The sequence below is a fragment of the Halalkalibaculum sp. DA384 genome, from assembly GCF_043951955.1.
Taxonomy (GTDB): domain Bacteria; phylum Bacteroidota; class Rhodothermia; order Balneolales; family Balneolaceae; genus JAMQKA01.
Genome location: NZ_JBINJE010000007.1, coordinates 109,030 through 129,658, shown reverse-complemented (window position 1 = coordinate 129,658; position 20,629 = coordinate 109,030). Strand labels below are relative to the sequence as shown.

At 51.5% G+C, this 20,629-nt stretch carries 10 protein-coding genes; 7 read left to right on the top strand and 3 right to left on the bottom strand.

Going from position 1 to position 20,629, the window contains the following annotated elements; genetic code table 11:
• Positions 1-154 precede the first annotated feature (154 nt).
• From ACG2E4_RS06455 to ACG2E4_RS06445, 3 genes are all read right to left on the bottom strand, one after another.
• A complete protein-coding gene (locus tag ACG2E4_RS06455) occupies positions 155-3,511 on the bottom strand; it encodes a VCBS repeat-containing protein (protein WP_395276042.1) in 3,357 nt (1,118 codons plus the stop codon).
• Positions 3,512-3,803: 292 nt separating this feature from the next.
• Positions 3,804-5,714 carry a RagB/SusD family nutrient uptake outer membrane protein gene (locus tag ACG2E4_RS06450; protein WP_395258785.1) on the bottom strand — a complete coding sequence of 637 codons (1,911 nt, stop codon included), beginning with the start codon at positions 5,712-5,714 and terminating at the stop codon, positions 3,804-3,806.
• A 36-nt stretch (positions 5,715-5,750) separates the two neighbouring features.
• Positions 5,751-8,924 (bottom strand): SusC/RagA family TonB-linked outer membrane protein, encoded by a 3,174-nt coding sequence (locus tag ACG2E4_RS06445; protein ID WP_395276041.1) that lies wholly within the window; start codon positions 8,922-8,924, stop codon positions 5,751-5,753.
• A 563-nt stretch (positions 8,925-9,487) separates the two neighbouring features.
• Between ACG2E4_RS06445 and ACG2E4_RS06440 the strand changes: the two genes are divergently transcribed.
• The 7 genes from ACG2E4_RS06440 to ACG2E4_RS06410 all read left to right on the top strand — a co-directional run bounded on the left by ACG2E4_RS06440 (position 9,488) and on the right by ACG2E4_RS06410 (position 20,627).
• Positions 9,488-10,513, top strand: a complete 1,026-nt coding sequence (locus ACG2E4_RS06440; protein ID WP_395276040.1) for a LacI family DNA-binding transcriptional regulator — start codon at positions 9,488-9,490, stop codon at positions 10,511-10,513.
• A 125-nt stretch (positions 10,514-10,638) separates the two neighbouring features.
• On the top strand, positions 10,639-12,039 hold the full coding sequence (uxaC, locus tag ACG2E4_RS06435) for a glucuronate isomerase (protein ID WP_395276039.1): 1,401 nt from the start codon (positions 10,639-10,641) through the stop codon (positions 12,037-12,039).
• 28 nt (positions 12,040-12,067) lie between these two features.
• The gene (locus tag ACG2E4_RS06430) at positions 12,068-13,105 is read left to right on the top strand and encodes a PfkB family carbohydrate kinase (RefSeq protein WP_395276038.1); all 1,038 of its coding nucleotides are present in this window, start codon (positions 12,068-12,070) and stop codon (positions 13,103-13,105) included.
• A 164-nt stretch (positions 13,106-13,269) separates the two neighbouring features.
• A complete protein-coding gene (locus ACG2E4_RS06425) occupies positions 13,270-13,938 on the top strand; it encodes a bifunctional 4-hydroxy-2-oxoglutarate aldolase/2-dehydro-3-deoxy-phosphogluconate aldolase (protein WP_395276037.1) in 669 nt (222 codons plus the stop codon).
• A 29-nt stretch (positions 13,939-13,967) separates the two neighbouring features.
• A complete protein-coding gene (gene uxuA, locus ACG2E4_RS06420; RefSeq protein WP_395276036.1) occupies positions 13,968-15,152 on the top strand; it encodes a mannonate dehydratase in 1,185 nt (394 codons plus the stop codon).
• A 946-nt stretch (positions 15,153-16,098) separates the two neighbouring features.
• The gene (locus ACG2E4_RS06415; protein ID WP_395276035.1) at positions 16,099-17,304 is read left to right on the top strand and encodes an efflux RND transporter periplasmic adaptor subunit; all 1,206 of its coding nucleotides are present in this window, start codon (positions 16,099-16,101) and stop codon (positions 17,302-17,304) included.
• Between the two features lie 50 nt (positions 17,305-17,354).
• Positions 17,355-20,627: an efflux RND transporter permease subunit gene (locus ACG2E4_RS06410; RefSeq protein ID WP_395276034.1), complete on the top strand. Its 3,273-nt coding sequence runs from the start codon at positions 17,355-17,357 to the stop codon at positions 20,625-20,627.
• Positions 20,628-20,629 lie beyond the last annotated feature (2 nt).

Below are 20,629 nucleotides of genomic sequence, written 5' to 3'. Positions count from 1 at the left end.
GCATCCCGATAGTATTCAGTCATGTGAATTTTGAATAACGAAATATAACGGCCCGTACAAAAAATTGATCCGCAATATTTCAGCGCCCCAACATTTTCGCTTTTCGAGGCTGCACAAAGCAAAAAATAATGCTACGCCACTCTGTGAGTCCAAATCACTCGATTCTGGCCTCTTCAAAAAATTGTGCGCCCTGATCATTTTTTATCACCATAATCATTGTATCTCTTTCTGCAACAGCAACCGGAAGTAGTCCCCGCACCTCCCCTTCCTCAATGTAAAATCCGCTGGATTTCATGGGAAGAGGTTCAAAATTCCCGTTTCCATCTCCTTCAAGCATCAGCCCATAGCTGGCGTCCTGGCGTCCCCCGATACTCGGTTTCACCCCGTAAATGTTACCTCCCAGCAACAGGTCCGTGTTCCCGTCTCGGTTAAAATCACCAGAAAGCATCGCCTTTACGGGAGCAATCTGGGCATGAAACGGCAGTTTTTCAATACCGTAGTTCCCATCTCCCTCGTTTTCAATATAGAGGGATGAGAGGGTGGTCATCTCCTTTATTTGAGCGGCAGAAGCGGTGGGCTCTCCAATCACTTTCCGTATGGGCAGTTCCGCAAATGCGGAATAACTTGAAACCTTGCCGGTCAGCGAGGGATACCGCTGCAACAGCTCGTTGACCGGGGCAACGGGATAGTATTGGCCGCCTTCTTCGTAGGCTATAATCGATGAGAGCTGCCCGCTTCCTTCCAGATCCTGCAGATACAGACGAAGCGGGGAATCGAACGACGCCTGCAGCCGGGAATTGGTTCCAAAATTCCCTGCGACAATATCGGGCCTTCCGTCGCTGTTAAAATCATCAATCAGCAGTTTTGACCACAGCCCGCGGGTTCTTGCCAGTTCCGTATCTTGGCCCTGCATGCTGAGGCGCTCTCCGTCATTTTCAAAAATACGTACCGGCATCCATTCACCCACCACCACCAGCTCGGGGTACCCCGAGCCGTTCATGTCGGCCCACCCGGCATCCGTTACCATGCCGACCTCCCGCAATTCCGGTGCCACAGTTTCGGTAACATCCGAGAATCGGCCCGTACCGTCATTTTGGAGCAGGTAGTTCCGGGTAGCCATTCCGTAGCTTCTCGACTTTCTGCCGCCCACGAAGAGATCTTCCGCACCGTCGTTGTTAAAATCCCCTGCGACCACCACTGAACCGTTAGTCACCATTGGTGGAATACTTTCTCTCGACTTAACGAACGCCCCTCCCCCCGTGTTGATGTAGAGACGGTCTCTCAAAATCTCCTCGCTGTTATGGTATTCATTGCCGCCGCTGACTACATACAGGTCCAGCAGTCCATCCCCGTTGGCGTCAAAAAAGGTTGCGGAGACATCCTCTTTTTCCCTGTCCAGAGCGAACAGTTTCTGGTTGTCTGGTGAAGCCGTAAATGTACGGTTCTCTTGCTGCAAAAATAGCTGTCCCGGCTGCCCGTGTGCGCCTCCGAGAAACAGGTCGTCCCGGCCGTCCCCATTTACATCGCCCCGTGCGGCGGCCGGTCCCTCCCTGGAGATCATGTATGGCAGGTTGGATTCCCGCTGAAAATCTGCATATCGATTTTCCCTGTGTTCGTAGTCAAGTGCCACCTGATCCGTTACCTGCCGTAGATAAGAAGCATCAGATCGATCCTGGAGACGCTGGTAAATGAAAGAACCGGAAGCCTCGGCCTGGTCAAGCTCCAGCAACTGGTTGGGACGGACATCGTACCGTGTTTGAAAAGAGTCGTCCGGCCAGATGACCGTTAGCGAATCGACCGCAGTGCTGTCTCCAAGACCAACATGCAGCACATGCTCCACAGAGGACTGGAATCCACGGGTTGGCATCTGTTCCCGGTACAGCACCTGCTCATCCCTGTAAAGGACCACCTTGGCCCCGATTCCCGACGTATTCTGCCCCTTCCCATGCAGCTTTATCCTGAGGTAGGCAGTCTCCCCCGCTTGGCCCGTCTTGTTGCGATACACAAAAACCGGCATATTGACGTTGTTAACCACGAGATCCAGGCTCCCGTCATTGTTGAGATCCGCATAGGCCGCCCCGCTGGAAAAGCTCGGCTGATGGAATCCCCAGTCCTCGGCTCTGTTTTCGAACGTCAGGTCGCCCTTATTTTCGAAGGCGTAATTCGGGATTTTTATCGGGGGCATCTCCCCGATCAGTTCGAGATTTTCCTGGTCGATATCCTCACTCAGTGTAATCTGTTGACTTTCTTCCTGCAGCAGCTGGTTATAATCCAGGTCAGTGGGGCGGCCAACCATACCGTTGGTCACATAGATATCATTGAAGCCGTCATTGTCCATATCCATTACCAGGGCGGCCCAGCTCCAATCGGTAGCCGCTATCCCGGAAGCGAACCCGATATCACTGAAAACAGGCATTCCCTCCCCGTTTATACCCCTGTTCAGCTGGAGCGTATTATGGGAATACTGCGGCTTGTACCCAAACCTCGCATCGGTGCGCATGCGCCCGAAGGTGTTCAATATGCCGGAGTGCCTCAAAACGGTCTGGTTTTCAGGCAGCATGTCCAGGGACACAATCTCAACCAGGCCGTCATTGTTGATATCTCCGATGTCATTTCCCATCGATGACCGGGTCGTATGCTTGAGGGAGGTGTCCAGCGCTTCCGTGAACGTGCCATCCCGATTGTTGATGTAGAGATAGTCATCTTCGTGGTAGTCATTGCCGATATAGATATCCGGCCACCCGTCCCTGTTTATATCGGCGACTGCGATGCCAAGCCCATACCCGAGCGAGCTGCTGTATATACCCGACCTTTCGGTGACATCAACAAATGTTTTTCCCTCATTCCTGTACAGGCGATCTCCGGCCAGTGAATCGGTTTTCTGTCGCAACATCTGAGCCCGGCCCCGGGTGTTTTCGCTGTGGAAGGAGTGATTCAACAGGTACAGGTCCAGATCTCCATCCTTGTCATAATCAAAAAAAGCCGCTTGTGTGGAGTACCCTTTAAAGTCGAGCCCGTATGCACCTGCTTTTTCGGTAAACGTGCGGTCTCCATTATTGATAAATAACTGGTTTGCCCCCGTTTTTCCTCCATAATTGACCCGGGAAACATAGATATCCAGGTAACCATCTCCATTGACATCAGCCATAGTGACGCCGGTAGACCACCCCGTGGTATCACCGCCTACTCCGGCTGTTTCCGTTATGTCTTCAAATACAAAATTGCCCTTGTTCAGGTACAGCTTGTTGGCCTGCTCATTCCCGACGAAGTAAAGATCCGGCAACCCGTCATTATTGATATCCCCCGCCGCCACGCCCGCGCCGTCATAGAAATACCCGTAATTCTGAATATTTAATTCTCTTGTATTGGTAATCCTGTTCTGAAAATCGATATTTGTATGACCGGCCCCCAATAAGTCAAACAGAGAGGCCTTCTGCTCCTGCAGAGAGGAACATCCTGCAACAAAACAGCACAGCAAAAGGCTTATCGACAAGAGAACAGTTGTACGCACTGGCAGTTATTCGTTAATTAGTGTATAAGTTATTTGTTGAGAACAGAACGTTACCTTTCGGCATTTGCATTGTGAATCCATCATTCTCCATCTGAAAACTACAGCTTGTTGGATTACAAACGTAGTGAAAATAACATCAGCAGTGTATGGATATTTATTCAAACAGTTTTATGGGTCGAAGATTCAAAACAGGGTAAAAGAGCGTTTGTCAAAATCCAAAAAAAGAGGCAACCTGTTGAGGCTGCCTCTTCCTGTTTTAAACAGTTAAATAAACTATATCCTGACCGATGCCTCAATTATAGCCGGGATTCTGCTGCAATACCGGTTCTCCATCCACGGTACTCAGATCGATCTGATTTTGTGGAATAGGATAGTACTCATTTTTCCCGGCGGTGAACTGGCCGTTACGGGTGGGAATTCCCAGAGTGGGTCCCTCGTAATCGAAGAATTCGTTCAGCTGCTCTTCGGCTTTGCCCCAGCGCACGAGGTCAAAAAACCGGTGACCTTCCATGGCCAGTTCAAGCTTTCGCTCAAAGTGAACAGCTTCGCGGGCAAAATCCTGGTTCGCAAACTGGGCAGCCGTGTATTCCTCAATTTCATAATTGGGAATTTCATACTCCTGCCAGTTGGCTGCATCACCAGAACCGCCGCCGAGGTATACAAACGTGGTTTCGGTGTCTTCCCGGATCACCCAGTCAAACTGTCCCACATCTTCGAGACTCAGCATCTCGTTCTCGTCGGCCACTTCGGCGATCGCCTGTGCCCGGTTGTGATCCAGGTTTACCCATCCATCTTCGTTGGCGGCACGTTCGCGCACCCGGTTTACATACTCCCGGGCCTGCTCCAGGGAACCAACCTCAACTTCGGTTTCCGCCGCCAGCAGCAGCACATCGGCAAAGCGGATCACGTAGGTGTTGATTGCAGAACCCGGAGCCCAGGAGTTAAGATCCGCGTACTCCGCCTGCTGCTCGGCCCAGTAGACGTGCTTTTTAGGTCCATAGGGACCGAAATTTTCCGGTTCGCGCGCCCAGGCGATACCCGGGTACGGGCCCCAGTCCAAATAGGGCACTCCTCGGCGACCGACCGTCCAGTCGAGGCGGGGATCCAGGGGACCGTCATATGGGTCGAACTGATCTTCCGGGGAAACGCCCATGTCATTCGTAACCATCTGGTCATTATAGGGATCGGGATCATTCACGTCGATGATCGGGTGCCCGTTGCCATCGGTGCGATAGGAGTTTACCAGATCCTGAGTTGGCTGGTAGTAACCACAGCAGGGAAACGGGCTGGTATCGCCATACGGGAACGCGGAAGACATCCCCAGGTTGGCATTGTTGGTATGGCCGGTACCGTCGTTGGCGACCATTTCCACGGCAAAAACGGCTTCCGGGTTTCCATCCTCCCGGGCCGGATTGTAGTTTTGGCGAAACTCGTCAATCAGGTCGTATGCCACGCCCTGCGAGGTCATGCCATTGGCGATGATATCATCAAACAGCGGCTGAGCCTCGTTCCATTTTTCCTGGTAGACATAGGTTTTTGCCAGGTACGATGCCGCCGCCCATTTATTAACGCGGGCTGCGTCATTTTGCACTTCCGGCAGGTTGTCAAACGCGAACTGAAAATCGGCTTCAATATTCGGCCAGATATCCTGGTCGTTGGGCTGGTTTGGATTTTCCGTAGTTTCATCGACCCACGGTACCATATTGAACATCTTCTTCAGTTCAAAGTAATAATGCCCTCTCAGGAACCGGGCTTCACCGGCAATCCGCTGCTTGGCGGCCTCGCTCATATCTTCCACTTCGGGAAGCACTTCCAGGACCGAGTTGGTACGCTTGATACCTTCATAGAGCGCGGTCCACTTGCCGTCGAAAAAGCTGATGCTGGCCGAGGAGTTACCGTTTCCGATCTGGACATACCCGTTGGTGTTACCCAGCGATTCCCCCTTGTGGGCGTCACCACCGGCAAGACTCCCGTACACCCAGTTGCTGACGTCGGTGGCCTCCCTGCGTTCGGAGTTCAATTGTTGCCCGTCGAGGGCTCCATAGGCTCCGACCAGGAGTGTTTCAACCCCATCCTGGTTGGCCAGTACATCTTCACTTAACGCCCCTTTTGCAGGAACTTCAATAATGGAATCACATGCATATATAAGTCCGACCAGAATAACCAGACCCAATATTTTTGGTGTTTTGCTTGAAAAGTTCATAAAACAATCCTTTTTGTTGTTAAATAATTTCATTTATCAGAACGAAAGATTAATGCCGAGCAAGAACTGGCGCGTGCTTGCATAGGCTCCCTCGTCAATACCGAAATTCGTATTGCCCCCTCCAATTTCAGGATCGATACCACTGTAGCCGGTAATGGTAAATAAATTGGAAGCTTGCAGGTAGATTCGCAGGCGGGAGGCTGATATTCGCTGGATCAGGCTTTCCGGCAGGGTATAGCCGACAACCAGCTCCTTCATCCGCAGATATGACCCGTCTTCCACAAAATAGGAGTTCGGTACGGTAGATGTACTTTCGCCGCCCCCGGTGGTCTGCATGGGAAGAGAGGCATCCTGATTTTCCGGCGTCCAGGAATCATACAGAGCCGCATGACTTTTGGCACCGGCAAAGTTGGAATAAAAATCGGTCCACCACTTTACCTGGTTCCAGATGTCGTTGCCCTGCGAGCCGTAGAAGAAGGCGCTCAGGTCAAAACGTTTGTAGTTGAGCCCGAGGTCAAGCCCGTAGGTGAAATCCGGGTTTGGGTCACCCAGGAAGGTGCGGTCGTCGGCAGTAATCTGATTATCGCCGTTGATATCGGCATACCGGAAAGTTCCCACATCCGCATCGGTCTGGTAGTTGCCGTTGGGAGCACTGTTGTTGGCCTCGTCCAGCTCGCTCTGGCTGTTGAAAAAGCCCACAATTTGATACCCGTAGAAAGAGGAGATCGGCTGACCTACCTCATTGCGGATGATATCCGAGCCAAATCGGCGGCTGTCCTGGCTAAAATACTCGCTGATTTCGGAAATCTTCACGATCTCGTTTTGATACGAGGTAAAGGTCAGGCTCGCATTATAGCTGAAATCGTTGCCGATATCTCCGAGCGTAGTCACCATGGCATCGACCCCCCTGTTTTTCATATTGGCCACATTCACATACGGGGGTGTGGCGGTACCGGCGGTACCCACCAACCGTGGATTAAACAACAGATCCTTGACGTCTTTCCAGTAATACTCGGCTACAATTTCGAGTCTGTCGCCGAAAAGAATGGTCTCAATACCCAGGTTACCGCTTATGTTCTTTTCCCACTTGGCATCCGGGTTTCCGATACGGCTCTGCTCAAATCCCTGCTGTACGCTGTTGTTGCTGCCGTTGATGGGATAGAATGAGGATGAATTGTCACCCACATACAGGTTGTACGGGTTGTTCGGGTCTACATTCAGCTGATTCCCCATAACCCCGTAACCGGCGCGTACACGCAGCTCAGAAAGCCAGGATATGTCCTGCATGAACGGTTCCTGGGAAACACGCCAGCCCACGCTACCGGCCGGGAACATGCCCCACTGGTAATTCTCAAATCGCGAGGAGCCGTCGCGTCTCAGCGTTGCACTTATGATGTACTTGCTGTCGTAATTGTAATCAACGCGCCCGAAAAAGGACAACAGCCCGTCGCGGTACTCGTTGCTGTAGTTGGTCCGGTTACCCGATCCGGTAGAGAGATTTGTATAGTTCGGGTCGAAGGAGAAATATCCCTGAGACGACCCCCCGAAATTGGTTCCCTGGTTGTGGTAGGCTTCCGTACCCGCAATCAACTCTAATGAGTGAACATCATTAAACTCATCTTTGTAGGTCAGCGTATTACTCCAGGTAAAGCTGTAGGATTTGGATCCATCCTGGTTAAACGCATTTACCGAGTTGTTTTCTGCGTTTTCATAGGTGGGATAGGTAAAAGACTTGCTCGTCCAGGAGCCAATTTCGCCACCGAAGTTGGAACGAAACTGCAGTTTGTTGTCCGCAAAATCAATCTCAGCGTAAAGGTTACCAAACAACCTGTTGTTGAGCGCCTGGTTATTTCGGGTTCGGTACTGCTGTGCCACCGGATTTACGGCCTGCCCGAGCTGCTGCCCGGCTGATCCCGCAAAGTTGCCGGCAATATCATATACAGGAACAATTGGCTGCTGGCGGTAAGACATCCCTATCGCGCTGCCCTCACTAAGAGCATTTACCTGGGGACTCTCGGAATGAGAGTACGAGAGATTTTCCCCGATTGTAACATTATCACTGATATTGAAATTGCTGTTGACCCTGACGGTGGTTCTCTCGTTAAATGTCCGGTCCAGCGTACCCTGCTGATTGAAATGGTTCAGGGTGAGAATATAGTTGCCAATTTCGCCGCCGCCACTGACCGACAGGTCGTGGTTCATTGTCATTGCTGGAGAAAATATCTCATCGTACCAGTCGGTTCCCTGCTTGTTGGCCCGTACAATTTGGTTAAACGTGTTGAGCTCGGCAGGATCTTTATATTCCGGTTTCACAAAGTAATTTTCTTCGTCAACATCGCCGATCATTTCTCCGGCGGGTCGAATGTAGTCCGGCAGTACCGGTTCCGGCCCGTCTCCATACTGGGGATCCGGGGCGGGGTTTCCACCCGAGTTCCGAATAGCCGTCCATTTCAACTCCGCCATCTCCTGGGGACTCAAAATGTTCCATACATTCCCGCTTTTGGGGATACTGTACCCGGCATACCCGTTGTATTCTACCGTTACATCTCCCTGCCCTCTTTTTGTGGTAATAACAATAACCCCGTTGGCCGCTCTGGCGCCGTAGATTGAGGCGGCGGAGGCATCTTTCAGAACCTGCATCGATTCTATGTCGCTGGGATTTAACGAGTTGATACTCTGTGTGGGAACACCATCGACGATATACAGGGGAGAGTTATTTCCAAACGTATTGATTCCCCGTATTCTGACGTCCGGTTCCTCACCCGGTTGACCAGATGAAACGACCGATACCCCGGAAGCCCGTCCCTGCAGCTGCTTCGTAACCTGGCCCGTGGTGCCCTCGGTAAGTCCCTCAACATCAACACTTGAGACAGAACCGGAAATATTTTGCCGCTCCTGGGTGGTATACCCGACGACGACCAGTTCCTCACCGGCAAACGTTTCTGTTTCCAGGGCGATATTAATGGTACTGCGACCATTTATGGGCACTACCTGGTCCTGGAACCCTACAAAAGAATACCGGAGGGTGTCGGTCTCGCTGTTAACGCTGATCTGGTATGCACCCGACGCATCCGTGGTTGTTCCGGTAGTTGTACCGATAAGCAGCACGTTGACACCGGGAATCGGAGCGCCCGTCTCGCTTTCCGTTACCGTACCTGATACCTCAAAAGATCCGGTCCCTTGCGCAAATGCCGCAGAAACAGTCAGCATCGAACACAAGACAGCGATACAACAAACTTGAACCACCGTTGAACTTCGAATTGATAAGATATACCTATCCATATTTCCTCCCATTACATACTCCTTGTCTAATTAAAAAATGTGAGTTTATCCCCTTTACCGACAAAAGATGTGCCTGTTACTTGTATCGTAACTTATCCCATAGTTCCCCAGTATTTTCCACAATAGTCAGGTCAAAATGAAATAGATCCATTTTTGCAGTCAAGCCAGCTGCCAAACGAATTATAAGCTCATTTCAACGATAAAAGGTTATTGCCTGATTAAATTTAACAGAACAATCTACGATAATAATTACTATTAAGGCAGATTTGTTTTATTTTGTGCAATCGATTGAACAATAACCTACTACAATAATATTTTCATTGCAAATGCTTTTGCAAATGTTGGTTGAAGTCCCACTACAAGGACCGCCAATAAAAAAAGAAGTTCACTAAGTCCATAAAAAATTGTTAGAATAAAGGGAATAAATACCCGTATCAATTTATTACCGGGAGTGTTTTTAGCTATATAATTAAGATTTGTCCTGAATTTGTATGAGTGAAAAAAAAATTCGACTTAGTGATATTGCCAACGAACTGGGAGTGACCGCTTCAACCGTTTCCCGGGCGCTGCAGGACCATCCCCGCATAAGTGATTCAACCAAGGAAGCGGTGGTAAAAAAAGCGGAGGAGTTAAACTACCAGTATAACAATATCGCCGCTGCGCTGCGTAAAGGCACCAGCAACCTGCTCGGAATCCTGGTCCCCACCGCAGACAGAAACTTTTTTTCCTCAATCATCAGGGGGGTCGAAGAGCTGGCTAACGACACCGGTTACAACGTCGTCATTTGCCAATCATACGATTCGTTTGAAAAGGAGAAAAAAAATATCAATGCTCTTTTGGAAGCCCAGGTAGACGGCATCCTCGCATCCATCGCCATGGAAACGGCTGATTACGCTCACTATCAAAAGGTGCTGGACAGTAATATTCCGCTTATTTTTTATGACCGGGTCAACCCCTCCCTTCACACAAGCTCCGTAGTCGTAGACGATTACCGGGGCGCCTACCAGGTGGTTGAGCACCTGGTTGACCAGGGTTGCAGCCGGATCGCCCATTTTGCAGGAGAACAGCATATAAATATTTACCAGGAACGGTTAAGAGGCTACAAGGACGCATTAAAAGCACATGATTTACCGGTCGATGAGCAGCTCATCATTAAAAACAAACTCAAGCTTGACTCCGGATCGGAGGCGATGAAACAGTTACTCTCCCTCTCGAATCCCCCGGATGCGATCTTTTCGGCAAGTGACTACGCGGCCATCGGCGCCATCCAGGTGTTGAAAGAGAAAAATATCGACGTGCCGGGGCAAATCGCCGTCGCCGGGTTCAGTAACGAGCAGTTCACCTCCCTGGTTGATCCCCCGTTGACCACCATCGACCAGCAGACTAACAAGATGGGGAAAATGGCCGCTGAACTTTTTTTCCAGCAGATGAAATCGAAGGAGCAGGAGTTCGAACCTCAGCAAAAGGTGCTGGAACCCAAACTCATAACCAGGGCCTCCACACTGAAGAAACGGTAACACCATCCCGGCATGGTCACATCTTTTTGTGAAAATGAATGATTTTTTTTGCAATTCTTAAAACAAATATTTATTTCTGCAAACGATTGCATCTGCCTCTACAGTCTTAATTTAGGAACAGTATTATGAGTAATTTTATATCTGAAAATTTTCTTCTCGACTCAAAACCCGCCGAAACTCTATATCATGATTACGCGGCTGACCAACCGATTATTGACTACCACTGCCACCTTCCGCCGGGGGACCTGGCAGCCGATCGCAAGTTTGAAAACCTGACCGACATATGGCTCCGCGGCGACCACTACAAATGGAGGGCCATGCGGACGCTGGGTGTGGATGAGAAATTTATCACCGGTGAGGCCGATGATAAAACCAAGTTTGACAAGTGGGCCGAAGCCGTCCCTTACACATTGCGCAATCCATTGCATCACTGGAGTCACCTGGAACTGAAGCGGTATTTCGGGATCGACAAGCTGCTGACCCCCGATACGGCTGATGAGATCTACAGCCGGTGTACGGAAATGTTGCAGGAACCCGAATTTAGCGCCCGCAGCCTGGTCACCCGCATGAATGTGGAGGTGATCTGCACGACCGATGACCCCACCGACTCACTTGAACATCACCGGGCAATCAAGCAGGATGGTTTTGAGGTAAAAGTTCTGCCCGGCTTCCGCCCCGATGCGGCCTACAATTTCAGCGATCCCGATACCTACAACAACTACCTGCAGAAACTGGAGTCGGCCAGCGGCATCAGCATAACCAATTATGACGACCTGCTGGAGGCGCTGTTCAACCGGATGGACTTTTTTGAAAATCATGGTTGCCGCCTGTCGGATCACGGGATCAAAACGCTGCAGGGGGAGCCGGTTGGAAAGAAGGAAATTGAAAAATATTTTGATACTGTCCGCAGCGGCGGAGATCTTAGTCTGCGACAGCAGCAGTCGCTGCGATATGCCATCTTGCTTGAACTGGGACGTCGATACGCGCAGAAAGGCTGGGTACAACAATTTCATCTCGGTGCCCTCCGCAACGCCAACAGCCGCATGATGGAGCAGCTCGGCCCCGATTCCGGGTTCGATTCCATCGGCGACTACAGCCAGGCAGAAAGCATGGTGCAGTTTTTTGACACGCTGGACAAAACCAAGGAGCTGCCGAAAACCATTATTTATAACCTCAACCCGGCAGATAATGCGATATTTGCCACCATGACCGGCAACTACAACGACGGGACGGTCCGCGGCAAGATGCAGTACGGATCGGCATGGTGGTTCCTCGACCAGAAAGATGGCATGGAAGAGCAGATGAATGTACTTTCCAACATGGGAATCCTGAGCTGCTTTGTAGGGATGCTGACCGATTCCAGGAGCTTTCTGTCTTATCCCCGGCACGAGTATTTCCGGCGAACGCTCTGCAATCTTGTCGGCGCTGACCTGGCAAACGGCCAGATGCCCGATGATATCGAATGGACCGGTAAAATTATTTCCGATATCTGCTACCAAAACGCAAACTCATATTTCGAATTTTAAATAAAGCTAACACAAGGAAGGGATTGATATGGATAAAGTAGTCACTTTTGGTGAAATCATGTTGCGACTTTCACCACCGGGAAAATTAAGATTTTCACAGGCCGCCTCGTTTGATGTGGTCTATGGCGGGGGCGAATCGAACGTAGCCTCTTCCCTGGCCACATTCGGGATGCCGGCGGAGTTCGTGACCCGGCTGCCCGACAACGACATCGGCCAATGCGCGCTCGGCGAACTGCGAAAACGGGGCGTTCAAACCGACAACATTATTTTTGGGGGAGAACGGCTGGGAATCTACTTCCTGGAAACCGGGGCCGTCAGCCGCGGAAGCAAAGTGGTCTACGACCGCGCTCACTCGGCCATCTCCACGATTAAAAAGGGGATGATCAACTGGGAAAAGGTCTTTGACGGGGCGCAGTGGTTTCACTGGACCGGCATTACCCCGGCGATATCACAAGGGGCTGCCGACGCCACCAAAGAGGCTATAGAAGCGGCCAACGAGCTGGGCGTGACCGTCTCCACCGACCTGAACTACCGTGCCAAACTCTGGAACTACGGTAAAGAGCCCGGAGACGTAATGCCGGAACTCGTGGAAGGATGCGACATCATTCTCGGAAACGAGGAGGACGCTGAAAAACATTTTGGAATTCACCCGGCCGACGTAGATGTGACCAAGGGCGACACCGTGGATTCGGAAGCCTACCGTTCGGTCTGCGAACAACTCTATGAGCAGTTCCCCCGGTCCAAGAAAATTATCACGACCCTGCGAGGCTCTATCAGCGCCTCCCACAACACGTGGTCGGGCGTGCTGTACAACGGGGAGGAATTCCTGGATACCACCACCTACGACATCACCCATATTGTGGATCGCGTAGGCGGGGGCGACTCGTTCATGGCGGGACTGATCTATGGGCTGATCAATTTTGACGGAGACGACCAGAAAGCCCTTGACTTCGCTGTGGCCGCTTCCTGCCTGAAGCACACCATCTACGGCGATGCCAACCTCTCGACCGTCGAAGAGGTCGAAAAGCTGATGGAGGGCGACGCCTCCGGACGGGTATCCCGGTAAAAGGGCGAATTCCTGTATTATATATAACACAGAATGCCCTGACCAGCATTTAACAATTATTATCAATAGAGGCCTTTGTGAAACCGAAATCAGCAAGGGCCTCTGGTTTCTATACCTGGCAATCCGCTTGTGATTCCTAATTTCAATATCAAAAATTTCTTGACATGGCACGATTTACCCGAATTGAAGTAGCAACCACCATGAAGGCGGAAGGGCTCGTTCCGCTGTTTTACCACAATGATCTTGAGCTAAGTAAAAACGTATTGGAGGCCTGCTACAAGGGCGGAGCCCGGCTGCTGGAATTCACCAACCGCGGGGATCACGCCCATGAAATTTTTGCAGAGCTGAATAAGTTCGCTGAACAGGAACTGCCGGAGCTGATCATGGGTGTGGGCTCGGTAGCCGACGCCGGCACCGCCTCTCTCTACATGCAGATGGGAGCCAACTTTGTGGTTTCGGCCATGCTGAAAGAAGATGTCGCCAAAGTCTGCAACCGCAGAAAAGTGCTCTGGTCGCCGGGCTGCGGTTCACTGACCGAAATATCAAAAGCGGAAGAGCTGGGCGCCGAAATTGTGAAGATATTTCCCGGCAGCCAACTCGGTCCCGGCTTCATCAAGGCCGTGACTGCTCCCTGTCCCTGGACCAGCCTGATGCCGACCGGCGGTGTTAAAGCAACCAAAGAAAATCTTTCGGGCTGGTTCAACGCCGGGGCTGCCTGCGTTGGCATGGGCTCCGACCTGATAACCAAAGAGCACCTGGCAAACAGGGATTTCGAAGGACTCGAGGAGCATGTGCGAAATACGATCGAGCTGGTAAGATCAGTACGAAACTAACACTTAATTAATTTTATAGGCGACAATTTATGCAATTTGAACAGACATGGCGCTGGTACGGCTCCTACGACACCATTAAGCTGCCTGAAATAAAACAAACGGGAGCGACGGGCATCGTTACCGCCCTGCACCACCTGCCCACGGGCGCGGCATGGAGCGTTGAAGAGATTACTAAGCGAAAAAAAGAGATCGAGGATGAGGGCCTCACCTGGTCGGTCGTCGAGAGCATCCAGGTGCATGAGGATATCAAAAAACAGTCCGGTGAGCATGAAAAATGGATCGAGAATTATAAAACGTCGATCCGAAACCTGGCCGAGTGTGGAATCCACACCGTTTGTTACAACTTTATGCCGCTGACCGACTGGACCCGCACCAATATAGATTTTGAGCTGGTGGATGGCTCCACGGCTCTTCGTTTCGACAAAACCGCCTTCACGGCGTTTGATCTCTACATCCTGGAACGCGAAGAAGCGAACAACGACTATTCCGAAGAAGAGCAGGAAAAAGCCCAAAAATACCTGGATTCCCTGGATGAAGCCGCCATACAGGAGCTGACCGAAACCATTTTGCTGGGAATGCCGGGCGACGAAAAGATGACGGTGGGAAAGTTCCGTGATTTTCTGGCCGAATACGACGATATCGACGATCGGCAACTGCGCGAACACCTGCATGATTTTCTAAAAGAGATTATCCCCGTGGCCGAGGAGCACGGCGTCCGCATGGCGATACACCCGGATGATCCTCCCTACCCGCTGTTCGGGCTCCCCCGTATTGTCAGCACCGAAGCCGATGCCAGGGAGCTTACCAACGTGATCGACACCCCATTCAACGGGCTTACGTTCTGTACCGGGTCTTACGGGGCACGGGCCGACAATGACCTGCCCGGAATGGTTGAGCGACTGGGAGATCGCATCAACTTTATCCACCTGAGAAGTGTGCAACGCGAGGACGACGGCAGCTTTTATGAGGCAAATCACCTGGAGGGCGATGCCGGCATGTTTGAGGTGATGTACGCACTCATCCGGGAACAGCACCGCCGCAGGGAGGAAGGGCGAACGGATCTGAATATCCCGATGCGACCGGATCACGGCCACCGCATGCTCGACGACCTTCAGAAAGAATCTTATCCCGGATATTCGGGCCTTGGTCGGCTCCGCGGGCTTGCGGAACTGCGCGGCCTCGAGGTGGGAATACGCAACATGCTGGAGCGCTAATACCGACAAATTCCACAAATCATTAGTACGGGGGGACGCGTAATCCCCCTCGGCCTGGAGCTACCACCTTCACAGATAGGGCATGCAGGTTGCAGGTTGCAGGTTGAAGGTTGAAGGTTGAAGGTCGAGGGTTCCAATATTGGTCTCCTGAACACGTTGCAAGTGGTGACTTTGGTACGAGAAGCATTTTTTCAATTAATACGACGAATACCTCTGTCAAGGCCAAGATCTGCAAGACTTTTTCATAAAAGCCCTAATAATGATTGTACTGGTGTTCTCGTCTCACGTGATTACTCAAAGACACATTCATCAAGAGACCTTTCCAGAACCTGAAGCTTAGTTGGGAGGTGGTTGTACCACCGACTTCATATAGCAGAGTAAGGCGGGAATACAACTCCCTCCGAACGGTGATTCGAATGTTTTACCCAGTCCCGACATTTTCACGCATTCGAAGTCCTCATGTATGGAGTATTAATTGCGGTTTTGATTTCGGGCAGGCCTTTGACTCTGAACAAAATTGCTGGTTTTTCAAATCCTCTGTAAATGAGTGAATTGGCTGGGCCAGGTAAGGCACAGGTTTCGTCAAGTCCCTCAAATTTCATTCAGTTTTGCTTGTTATTCTCCCTTAGGCGATCAAATTGTCGCTACCCGTTATGATTGGATTAAAACCGATTATCCATGCACAAATCAAATTTCATGGAGAGGTGATACCATCACACCCTGTAGATCAAGCCAACCTTTATAACTTTTTAACCGAGGCAATAACAGTAAGTTATGCTAATATCTAAAAGTTTGTAACCCAAGCACTCATTATTCGTAGGGTTTCCGTAATCATTAGGGTAACACTCAATATCTCGGGGCGAAATGAATGGAACCATATCTGAACCTTCAAGTTGCATGGCGCCGCCCCAATTCCGCAGACATCAAAATCAAAACCTGAGTTAACGTGATTCAAACGAAAACGAATTTATCAATATTTGTAATACTTTCAGCTCTCCTGTTACTTCAAGCCTGTAGCGGGGGAGGCGCAAATCCCGGCGGGGAAAACTTCAATTCTCCCCCTCCGGCAACGAGCGTTGAAACAATAACAGCAGAAACCCGTGATATTTCCCAGCAGATCAAATCATTTGGAAATATCCGTGCCCAGGAGATCGTCAATGTCGTTCCCCAGGTGTCAAACAGGATCACGAAGATTCACTCGGACCTCGGGGATACGGTACAACCGGGTGACCCGCTTGCCAAAATTTATGACGTGCCGTTCAGAGATCAGTTTGAGCAGGCCAAAGCGCAGATGGAACAGAGCCGGGCCGCCTATGTACGCGACAGCCTGCAGTTTCAGCGCCAGCAGGAACTATTTAAAAAGGAGCTGATCAGTTCCACCGAATTTGACAATGCCAGGGCAACGTTTCAAAACAGCCGATCGCAGTATGAAGCCTCACGGGCCAACCTGACACAGAGCCGTGAAAACCTGATGAACACGGAAATCCGATCTCCGGTTTATGGCGTCGTACTCACGAGAAATATATCGGAAGGCGATCTTGCCACAACCGGGCAGACAGCCTATGAGATTGCCAACCTAACCGGGTATCAATGTCGCGTATACCTCCCGTTTGAAGAGTGGCGCAACGTAAAGATAGGACAGCCAGTGACATTTAGCGTCTCAAATCACCCGGATGTGACCGGAGAAGGGAGAGTTTCCAAGATTAGTCCCCGCCTGGATCCCTCAACAGGACTCGGGGAAGTGGTGATCAGCCTGACCGAGCAGGGCCAGAATATATACCAGGGTGTGCTGGTTCAGGCCACTATCAACGTTGAAACTCATGAAAATGCGGTCGTCATACCGCGGGCCGCCCTTGTCGAAAATGTACAAACCCTCATTGAACCGGAGTCGAACACCATTCAGCTGGAGCGCAGTTACTCTGTATTTGTTGTTCGGAATGATACGCTTGCAGTCCGCAGTGAACTAAAACTGGGAATTGAACAGGGCGACCGCATAGAGGTACTGGAAGGCATTCAGCCGGGTGATGAAATAGTGATTACCGGGCAAAACAGCCTGGATGACAGTACCCGCGTTCGGGTTGCGGATCAGCAGGACTTCGAGGATCCGGAAGCAATACCCATTGAAACACCGGAAACACAAGAAACAGATTAAGAAAAGCTCAGCCACACTAAAATTCCAGCCAAGAATCACAATCCAACAATATGAAAGCGTTAGCCAGAAAAGCGGTTGAGCGGCCGGTCACCTTTTTCATGACCAGCCTTATTGTCATTGGCTTTGGTCTGTTCGGGCTCTCCAACCTGAGATTAAATCTATACCCGGATGTATCCTTCCCCACGATTACCGTGTATACCACCTACGAGGGCGTAGCGCCCGGCGATATAGAAACCCTTATCACCCGCCCAATAGAAGAAGCGGTAGGAAGTATCAGCGGCGTGCGCAGGGTCCGTTCAATCTCGAACCAGGGCGCGTCGGTGGTTAAACTGAAGTTTGACTGGGGTACCGACCTCTATATCGCAGAATCGGATGTAAGGAAAGAGCTCGATTTTGTGCGCCGTACCATCCCCGACGATGCCGAACAGCCGATTGTGTTTTCCTACGATCCCAACCAGGAACCGATCATCGTGCTCACCCTGACCTCCGATATTCGGAGTCCCCGCGAAATTCGCACGATCGCAAAGCAGCAGCTGGAACAGCGCCTGGAGCGTATACCAGGGGTGGCGTCAAGCGAAACATCGGGGGGATACGAACGCCAGATAAATATTGATATCAGCAATGAGGAGATGCGCTCGTACAATCTCAGCATTTCAGCCATCGCCGGCAAACTGCAGCAGGAAAACATCCAGGTTCCCGCCGGAGAACTCGTCGAGGGCCGAACTATCTACTCCCTTCGCACCATCGGGGAGTTTGAAAACGTGGAGCAGATCCGCAATACGATTATCGCCGAACGTGAAGGCGAACCGCTGCGGCTGGCAGATGTTGCTGATGTGGAAGACGGGGTGGCCCAGCCGATCGGCAATGTGCATGTCGACCGCAATGAAGGGGTCATCATCAATGTTTACCGCCAGAGCGATGCCAATGTTGTGACTACAGCCAACGCCGTGGTGGAGAGCATCGATGACCTGCAGGAGATTCTGCCCGGAGACGTCAACATCGACGTGCTCACCAACGAGGCGAACTTCATCGAAATGTCGATTGACAACCTGTTGTGGACCGGCCTGCAGGCCGTAATCCTGGTGGTGCTTATCCTGCTTGCCTTCCTCCACAGCGGTCGCTCAGCCCTCATTATTGCGATCTCCATTCCCGTCTCCATCATCTCCACATTCAGCATCATGGACTGGGCGGACCTGAGCCTCAATATCATATCGCTGTCGGGACTAACGCTCGCGGTAGGCATGGTGGTGGATGATGCCGTGGTCGTCCTCGAAAATATATTCCGGTTTAAGGAGGAGGGACACAATCGCAAGGAAGCCTCAGTATTTGGCGCCCAGGAGGTAGCCGTGCCGGTGGTCATATCAACGTTGACGACCCTCGTGGTCTTTATCCCGATCCTCTTCGTTCCCGGTATTGCCGGCTTCCTGTTCAGAGACCTGGCTCTTACTATCTCGTTTGCCCTCTCCGTCTCGTCCCTGGTCGCGCTCTCCATCATCCCCATGATGAGCTCACAGCTGCTCGACACCGATGAAGAAGATGATCGGGATACCCGGAACTATCTCAAAAAACTGCTGGACTGGAGCCGGGATAATATCTACAAGCGAATTGCGGCTTCTCCCCTCCTGCTGCTGGGTGCGCTGGTATACCCTCTGTACATCAGCGCCATGTTTATCGGTAAAAAAACCGGTTCATTCTTTTCAGAAAAAGTGGGACCGGCGATCAGCAATTACCTGCAGCGGCTGGAAAATTCCTACAAGAATACCCTGGACGGTTTGCTTGACCACAGCGGGCTTGTCATAGTATCTGCCGTTGTCCTTTTCCTGGCTACTCTTCCTCTATTTGGCCTCCTGGGCGGAGAGTTTTTCCCGAAGGTGGATGACAACCGGTTTATTCTGGATGTCCAGCGCGAGCCCGGGGTCAGCCTGCTGGAGCTGGAACGCTCGATCTCGCAAGTCGAATCAATTATCGACCGGGAAGTGCCGGAAGCCCGGCTTGTTGTTTCGGATTTTGGAGATAAAGAGGGGATCGAAGGGGCCGACAACCCCGGGGGCTACCAGGGCACCGTCCGTATTGAACTGATTCCCCAGGAACAGCGGGAGCGCCCCGAGGCCGAAATAACCTCCAGCCTTCTGGATGCTCTCGAAATCGTACCGGGCACCGAAATTAAAGAAGTGCAACAAGACCCGCTGAGCCCGGAAGCGGAAAACGGACTGATTGTGCAGGTCTATGGATTTGAGGCCTCCACCAAACAGGAGCTGGCCGATGGAGTTAAAGCAAGGCTGGATAATATCGATGGGATTGTAAATGTATTCAGTACCGCCGACCAGGGACGCCCGGAACTGCGCATCACAATGGACCGGGAGCGCATCTCGCGTATAGGGATGAACACCTCGCAGGTGGCCTCGGCTATCAGCGATGCAGTGCAGGGCAACCTGGCCACAACCTACGTTGACCAGGGTATCGAGTTCGAAGTACGCGTGCAGCTGGAAGAGACCGACAAGGCTTCTGTCAGCGACTTGCGCAATATCCAGGTAGAAACGCCTTCGGGCGACTGGGTTCCGCTTTCGAACCTGGCGCGTGTTGAGCGGTACAGCGGGCCGACAAATATCATTCGCGTCAACCAGGAGCGTGTCACTGAAGTCTCCGCGGATCTCTCCGGCATCGATCTGAAAACCGCCTCTGACCGCGCCCGTGAACAACTCAACACTATTGACTGGCCGGAGGGATATCGCTACCAAATTGCGGGTTCGGCCGAAGAACAGCAAGACTCATTTAACTACCTGCTGATTGCATTTATCATTGCGGGTATCCTCACCTACATGGTCATGGCCTCCCAGTTTGAAAGCCTGGTGGAACCGTTTATCATTATTTTGACGATCCCGCTGGCACTCACGGGCGTCCTGCTGGTACTCTGGGCGACAGGCACCTCTGTCAGCGTTACGTCGATGGTGGGATTGATATTGCTCTCCGGTATTGTTGTGAATAACGGAATCGTGATGATCGATTATATCAAAATCCTGCAGGCAAGGAAAATGTCGCGCCACGATGCCATCGTCGAGGGCGCGGGGCGACGTTTGCGGCCGATCCTGATGACTGCCTTTACCACTATTTTGTCGATGGTGCCGCTGGCCCTGGAGCTCGGTTCGGGGTCCGAAACCTGGAGTCCGATGGCCCGGACCGTAATTGGAGGGCTGACGATGTCGACCGTACTGATGCTCTTTGTCGTACCCTGCCTCTACATGCTGATCAACCGCACGGTAGAAAAGCTGGGCTTCGATGCCGTACACAAAATCGACCCCCTAACGGAAACCGATGAAACCTAAGA